2 protein-coding genes are annotated in these 2010 nt (G+C 72.2%); both read left to right on the forward strand.

The window, feature by feature from the left end; all coding sequences use genetic code 11:
• The coding region (locus AC1DOC_RS31350) for a LolA-related protein (RefSeq protein ID WP_478131295.1) at positions 1-580 on the forward strand (580 nt) is incomplete at its 5' end.
• Positions 577-2010: MMPL family transporter (locus AC1DOC_RS31355; protein WP_478131296.1), on the forward strand; the 1434-nt coding region annotated here is incomplete at its 3' end. The genes AC1DOC_RS31350 and AC1DOC_RS31355, both read left to right, overlap by 4 nt.

The following is a 2010-nucleotide window of genomic DNA, read 5'->3' on the forward strand; positions in this document are numbered from 1 at the left end:
TTGCAGGAGCCTGCTGCTGGCACTGGCCTTCTGCGCCGCGCCGGCGTGGGCCTTCGACCTGCCCGACCTGATGGTGCTGCTTGCCAAGCAGAAGAGCGGCGAGGCCCGCTTCACCGAGCAGCGTTTCGTGCACGGCCTCGAAGGCCCGCTCGATGCGCGCGGCACGCTGAGCTTCGATGCGCCCGACAAGCTGGTGCGGCGCACCTTGTCGCCGCGCGTGGAAACCATGGCGGTCGAAGGCAACACGCTGACGCTCTCGCGCGGCGGCCGCAATCGCACGCTGACGCTCGACAGCATGCCCGAGCTGCTCGGCCTGGTCGAAGCCATGCGCGGCACGCTGACCGGCGATGGCGCCACGCTGCAGCGCTATTTCCGCAGCACGGTGAGCGGTTCGGCCGCCAACTGGACGCTCGACCTCCTGCCGGCCGACAGCCGGCTCGCGGCGCAGGTGCGCAGCATCCGCATCAGCGGCCGTGCCGGCGAGGTGCTGGGCCTTGAAATGGAGTTCGTCGGCGGCGACCGCTCGGTGATGAGCATCACGCCCGAGCGCCCGGGTGCCGCTGGACGCACCACGCCGTGAAGGAGCGCGAGACCGGGGAGCGCGGCCCGCCGGGCTGGCAGCGCCGGGCGCTGGTGCTGCTGGTCTGGGCGCTGGTGCTGCTCGGCGGCGCGCTGCAGATCGCGCGCACGCAGTTCAGCGCCGACCTTTCCGCCTTCCTGCCCAAGAGCCCCGACGCGCGGCAGCAGGTGCTCATCGAGCAGCTGCAAAGCGGCGTGGCCTCGCGCACGCTGATGCTCGGCATCGAGGGCGGCGCGAGTGCCGAGCAGCGCGCGGCCGTATCGCGCGCCGTGGCCAAGTCCATGCGCGAGAGCCGGCTCTTCGACCTGATCCAGAACGGCGACACCGGCGACTGGAGCGAGGCCGGCACCTGGGTCTTCGCGCACCGCTACCAGCTTTCGCCGGGCGTCCGGCCCGAGCATTTCACCGCCGAAGGCCTGCGCGACGCGATCTACGAAACGCTGTCGATGCTCGGCACGCCGGCCGGCAACGCGATCAAGCCCTTGCTCGACCGCGATCCCACCGGCGAGACCCAGCGCATTGCCGTCGAGCTGACGCCGGCCAGCGCGCCGCGCAGCGAAGACGGCGTCTGGATGTCGCGCAGCGCGCCGCGGGCGCTCATGATCGTCACCACGCGCGCGGCGGGCAGCGATCTCGACGCCCAGGCGCAAACCATTGCAAGCGTGCACGCGGCCTTCGATGCCGCCACGCGCGGCATGGAAGAGGCCACCCGGCCGAAGCTGCTGCTGAGCGGCCCGCCCGTGTTCTCGGTGCTGAGCCGCGACAAGATCAAGACCGAAGCGATCCACCTCGCGATCGTGGGCGGCATCGTGATGGGCGGCCTGCTGCTGCTGGCCTTCGCGTCGCCGCGCGCGCTGGTCATCGCGTTCCTGCCCGTGGCCACCGGCGTGGTGGTGGGGACCGCGGCGGTCAGCGTGGTGTTCGGCTCGGTGCACGGCATGACGCTGGGCTTCGGCAGCACGCTGATCGGCGAGACCGTCGACTACGCCATCTACTACCTGATCCAGGCGCGCGGCGCGGCCGTGGCCGGCACCGGCTGGGCGCGCTGGCGCGATGTGCACTGGCCCACCGTGCGGCTCGGGCTGCTGACCTCGGTGTGCGGCTTCGCGGCGCTGGTGTTCTCGGGATTCCCGGGCCTGGCGCAGCTGGGCGTGTTCTCCATCGCAGGGCTCGTGGCCGCGGCGCTGGCCACGCGCTACGCATTGCCCATGCTCGCGCCCGATGGCGCCACCGGCATGGGCATGCGCCGCTACATGGCGCGCGCGGCCGGCGTGCTCGTGCGCGGCCTGCCGCACCTGCGCTGGATGCTTGCGGGGCTCGGCGTGGCTGCGCTGGTGCTGGTCATCTGGCAGGGCGGCCATCTGTGGCGCGCCGACCTCGGCGCCATGAGCCCGGTGCCCAAGTCGGCCCAGCAGCTCGACGAGATGCTG

The organism is Variovorax sp. 01T439_2 (genome assembly GCF_056398445.1).